Below are 5,433 nucleotides of genomic sequence, written 5' to 3'. Positions count from 1 at the left end.
TCGCCGAGGTAGGCGCGCCAACCGAAACGGTTGCTCGACTGATTCCACAGCCGGTGCCCTGGATTGTCCAGGTCGGTGCGTGACACGGTGCGGTCGTCGATCATCGGATAGACCAGAAGCTGTGCCGCCAAGTCGATCCGGCCGCGGTCGCGGGTGAGCAGCGCCAGCGCGGCAGCCAGCCCGCCACCGGCGCTGGCCCCGCCGATCGCCACCCTCGCCGGGTCGACCGAGGGCAGCGCGGCCAGCCATGTCAGCGCCGAATAGCAGTCCTCGACGGGCGCCGGGTACGGGTGTTCGGGCGCCAACCGGTAGTCCACCGAGGCGACGGTGGCGCCGAGCTCGCGGGCAAACCTGCGGCACAGCACGTCGTCCTGGGCGGCGTCGCCGATCACGTACCCGCCGCCGTGGATCCACAGCAGCGCCGGGCTGCGCCCTGAGACGCCCTCGGGACGGTACAACCGGACTCCGACGCCCGACGGGAGGGTGAGCACCTCGACATCCTCGGGTGCATTACGCCACATCAGCCGGCTCGCCGCGCGGAACAGCGGCAGGGTGAGCGGCGTGATCATCTGTTTGGGCAGCAGTTTGGCGCTGCGTCGCAACTCGGGGTGGAAGTCCGGAACCGTCTTCATGCTGGGCACCCGAACAGTATGCGCATCGCCTCTCACCGCAGCAACGGATCGCGGGGCAGGCCGAGGATCCGCTCGGCGATGGTGTTGCGGGTGATCTCCGAGGTGCCGCCGGCGATGGTCATCGCGCGGTTGCCCAGATAGCTGCGGGTCAGCTGCGGTGTCTGCTCGACCACCGCGGCCGTGCCTGCCAGTTCGAAGGCCAGCTCGGTGAGGCGTTGACCCGACTCGGCGACCAGCAGCTTCGTCACGTTGCCCTCCGGACCCGGCTCGGCACCTGCAATGGCCCGGCTGGCGCGGCGCAGGTTGAGCAGGCGCAGCGCGTGGATCTCGGCGATCACCTCACCTGCCTGCCTGCCGTACATCGTGGCCGTCGCAGGCGAGCTGTCGAGAAGCTTGACCAGGTGGTCGGGGGTGGTGCCGCCGATCGCGCCCGATCCGCCGCCGATGGAGACCCGCTCGTTGCCCAGCGTCGCCCGCGCCACCAGCCAGCCCTTGTTCACGTCGCCCACCACGTCGGAGTCCGGCACGAACACGTCATCGAAGAAGACCTCGTTGAAGTGTGCGTCGCCGGTGATGCCTCGCAGCGGGTTGACCGTCACCCCTTCGGATTTCATGTCAATGGCCATCATCGTCACCCCGGCGTGCTTGGAGGCGTCGAAGTCGGTGCGCACCGTGGCCAGACCCCATTGGCACATGTGCGCCAGGCTCGTCCACACCTTCTGCCCGGTGATCCGCCAGCCGCCGTCCACCTTCTTGGCGGCGGTGCGCACCGCCGCGGCATCCGAGCCCGCGCCGGGCTCGGAGAACAGCTGGCACCACATCACCTGGCCTCGCAGCACCGGCTCCACCCAGCGTTCCCGCTGGTCTTCGGTGCCGGCCTGGGCGATCGTCAGCGCCACCCAGCCGGTGATCCCCATGTCCGGGCGGTCGATGTCGGCGAACTCTTCTTCGATGACGAGTTGTTCGAGGACGTCGGCGCCGCGGCCCCACGGCTTGGGCCAGTGCGGCACCAGATAGCCGGACTCGACGAGGGCGTCACGTTGTTGATCCCCTGGCAGTGCGGCGATCCGTGCGGCCACCTCGCGTGCGGCGCTGCGGTGGTCGTCGGCTTCGGGGGGCAGGGTGAACGACGCGCCGTGAGCCTGGCCGGTGCGCTGTCCCTCGACGACGTCGAGGAGCGGGTCGGCACCGTCGGCCATCAGCGCCGCCAGCATGCGGGCCCTGCGCAGATACAGGTGGGCGTCGTGTTCCCAGGTGTAACCGATACCGCCGTGGAGCTGGATGTTGACCTGCGCGTTGAACACCTGTGCATGAATCGCATGTGCGGCGGCGACCGCCCCGGCGAACCAGGCGCTGTCCAGCTCGTCGGCGCGGGCCGCGTCCCAGGTGGCCGCCGTGGCCACCTCCGCGGCGACGAGCATGTTGGCGGCGTGGTGTTTGACCGCCTGGAAGGTGCCGATGGTGCGGCCGAACTGTTCGCGGACCTTCGCGTAGTCGACTGCCATGTCCAGCGCAGCCCAGCTCACTCCGACCGCCTCGGCCGAGGCCAGGATCCGGAAGACCGTCGTGGCGTTGCGGGCGGCGCCGCGCAGCACGCGCTCGGTGGGGACCGTGACCTCGTGCAGCGCGACGGAGCCGACACTGCGGGTGGTGTCCAGCGCGTCGAGGCTGCCGACCGTGACCCCGTCGGCACCGGCGGGCACGACCACGACGTCGTCACCGGCGACGAGCACCAGGACGTCGGCGTCCGGCGCGCCGAGCACCGCGGGGCACTCTCCGGTGACCACCAGATCGGAACCCACCGTGACCGACCCCGACACGCCGAGCGCCGCAACCGTCTCACCGCCGGCCAGGCCGGGAAGGAACTCGGCGCGCACGGATTCCGGCGCGCACCGGTCGATCACCACCGAGGCCGCCACGCTGGGCAGGAACGGTCCGGGACACAGCTGGCGGCCCTGGCATTCCAGCACCACGGCCAGTTCGGCCAATCCGAAGCCCGACCCGCCGACCTCTTCGCCGATCGCCAGCCCCGTCCACCCGAGCTCGGCGGCGGCCGTCCAGATGTCGGAGGGATGCCTGGACCCGCCCTCGAGCGAGGCACGGGCGGTGGCCAGCGTCGCCAACCGGGTGAGCTGGCCGTTCGCGGCCTCGGCGAGGTCCTGGTGATCGTCGGTGATGGCCAGCCTCGATGCGGTCGCGCTCTTGCTCACTGTGGAAGCCCTCTTCGGTGGATTTGACGGTTGTCAACGAAGCTATCGTGCCTGACGGCTGTGGCAGCATCTGTGAGTGAGATCACAGATCGGTCACGACGGCAACGTGAGTAGACAACTTCGCTCAAGGTGTCGTTTGGCTTTTGTGCATGGGGGTACGCTCGCGAAATGACGGAACGACCGGATATCCGGTACCCTGGGCCCACGCTCACCACGCGCTTGCAATGGTTGCTGAAGGCCGGTCCTTCCGATCATCTCCTTGCCATGAGCGTCGCGTCGGCATCGCTGCCGGTCATCGGCAAGCACCTCGAGCCGGTGGGTGTGCTGACCGCCGCCGCCATCTGGGGTTCCCGCCACGCACCGGACTTCCTCGGTGCCACCGCACGATCGCTGTTCAAGCCCTCGGACGCCGAACTCAAGCGCCAGGAACGGGAGAGCACCAACGCCGTGAGCGAAGCGGCGTTGCGCGGACTGGTCTCGACCAAAGACCTCGACATCGAATGGCCGCAGCCGGAGCGCACCCCGCCGTTCTGGAAGATGCGCGAACACCGTCGTCACGTGCACCGGACGTCGGTGCGGTACGGCCCGCGACCCACGCAGTTGCTCGATGTGTGGCGCCGCGACGATCTGCCCGATCAGCCCGCGCCGGTGCTGCTGTTCGTGCCCGGTGGCGCGTGGGTGCACGGCAGCCGCTTCCTGCAGGGCTACGCGTTGATGTCGCACCTGGCCGAGAAGGGCTGGGTATGTCTGTCCATCGACTACCGCGTCGCACCGCACAACCCCTGGCCGGCTCACATCATGGACGTCAAGGCAGCCATCGCCTGGGCCCGGGCCAACGTCGACAAGTTCGGCGGCGACCGCAACTTCGTCACGATCGCCGGCACCTCGGCGGGCGGTCACCTCGCCGCACTGGCGGGCCTGACGGCCAACGACCCGGAACTGCAGGGCGAACTGCCCGAGGGTTCGGACACGTCGGTGGACGCGGTCATCGGTATCTACGGGCGCTACGACTGGGAGGACAAGTCGACCGTCGAGCGGGTGCGGTTCGTCGACTTCCTCGAGCGGGTCGTCGTCAGGCGCAAGATGTCCAAGCATCCCGACGTGTTCCGCAAGGCGTCGCCGATCGCGCGCGTGCATGCCGAGGCACCGCCGTTCCTGGTTGTGCACGGCACCGGCGACAGCGTGATCCCGGTCGCCCAGGCACGCAGCTTCGTCGATCGGCTCAAGGCGGTGTCCCGTTCGGTCGTCAGTTATGTCGAGCTGCCGGGCGCCGGCCACGGTTTCGACATGATGGACGGAGCCCGCACAGGTGCGGCATCGACGGCAATCGGCTTGTTCCTCAACCATATTCACCGAAACAGAAGCCTCATCGGAGCCAAAGAGGTTATATAGGCCTCCGGGTAGGAGGTTGTTTTCGTGAAGAGGCTTAGCGGGTGGGACGCTGTGTTGTTGTACAGCGAGACGCCCATGGTGCACATGCACACGTTGAAGCTGGCCGTGATCCAGCTCGACGATCTCGGCGGCGCGAAGTTCGGTGTCGAGGAGCTGCGCAAGGTCATCCACAGCAGGCTCTACAAGCTCGACCCGTTCCGCTACGAACTGATCGACATCCCGTTCAAGTTCCACCACCCGATGTGGCGCGAGAACGCCGAGGTCGACCTCGAGTACCACGTCCGCTCCTACCGCGTCGACGCGCCAGGTGGCCGTCGGCAACTCGATGAAGCGGTGGGCCGGATCGCCAGCACCCCGCTGGACCGCAGCCGTCCGCTGTGGGAGATGTACCTGATCGAGGGTCTGGCGGAAGGCCGCATCGCGGTGCTCGGCAAGATCCACCACGCCCTCGCCGACGGTGTCGCCTCGGCGAACCTGCTGGCCCGCGGGATGGATCTGCAGGACGGACCAGTGCCGGAGCGCGACTCCTATGCCACCGATCCCGCGCCGTCCAAGGGTGAGCTGGTGCGCACCGCGTTCACCGACCACCTGCGGCAGATCGCCAAGTTCCCGTCCGTGGTGCGCTACACGGCTGCGGGGGTGAGCCGGGTACGCAAGAGTTCCCACAAGCTGTCGCCGGAACTGACCCGCCCCTTCACGCCGCCGCCGTCGTTCATGAACCACATGGTCGACGCGACACGCCGGTACGCGACCGCCACACTGTCGCTGGATGACGTCAAGCAGACCGGCAAGCACCTGGGCGTCACGATCAACGATATGATTCTGGCGATCTCCGCGGGCGCGCTGCGAAAGCTGTTGCTGCGCTACGACGGAACCGCCGACCATCCTCTGCTGGCGTCGGTGCCGGTGAGCTTCGACTTCTCCCGGGACCGCATCTCCGGCAATTACTTCACCGGCGTGCTGGTCAGGCTGCCCGTGGAGATGGAGGACCCCCTGGAGCGGGTGCGCGCCGCCCATGACGGCGCGACCGCCGGCAAGGAGAGCAACAACCTGATCGGCCCGGAGCTGGTGAGCCGGTGGTCGTCGTACTTCCCGCCGGCCCCTGCCGAGGCGATGTTCCGGTGGCTGGCGAACAAGGACGGCCAGAACAAGGTGATGAACCTGCCGATCTCCAATGTGCCGGGGCCGCGGGAGCGGGC

4 protein-coding genes are annotated in these 5,433 nt (G+C 68.3%); 2 read left to right on the top strand and 2 right to left on the bottom strand.

Translation table 11 applies throughout. The features are described from left to right. Both WA944_RS05515 and WA944_RS05510 read right to left on the bottom strand, forming a co-directional pair. On the bottom strand, nt 1-632 hold a 632-nt coding region (locus WA944_RS05515), incomplete at its 3' end, for an alpha/beta hydrolase (protein WP_526646512.1). A gap of 32 nt (nt 633-664) precedes the next feature. After that, complete coding sequence (locus WA944_RS05510; RefSeq protein WP_526646510.1) at nt 665-2,842, bottom strand: acyl-CoA dehydrogenase family protein; 2,178 nt, start codon at nt 2,840-2,842, stop codon at nt 665-667. Between the two features lie 168 nt (nt 2,843-3,010). Here WA944_RS05510 and WA944_RS05505 point away from each other — a divergent pair, with 168 nt between their 5' ends. Then, the gene (locus tag WA944_RS05505; protein WP_526646508.1) at nt 3,011-4,234 is read left to right on the top strand and encodes an alpha/beta hydrolase; all 1,224 of its coding nucleotides are present in this window, start codon (nt 3,011-3,013) and stop codon (nt 4,232-4,234) included. A gap of 24 nt (nt 4,235-4,258) precedes the next feature. Further along, a partial coding sequence (locus WA944_RS05500; protein WP_526646506.1) for a WS/DGAT/MGAT family O-acyltransferase occupies nt 4,259-5,433 on the top strand: 1,175 nt, incomplete at its 3' end.

This window comes from Mycobacterium sp., assembly GCF_049683355.1.
Lineage (GTDB): Bacteria > Actinomycetota > Actinomycetes > Mycobacteriales > Mycobacteriaceae > Mycobacterium.
This window is presented reverse-complemented; position numbering and strand designations above follow the sequence as displayed.

Excerpts from the sequence above, each read along its gene's own strand:
- WA944_RS05505 (WP_526646508.1), top strand. The coding sequence starts at position 3,011 with ATGACGGAACGACCGGATATCCGGTACCCTGGGCCCACGCTCACCACG.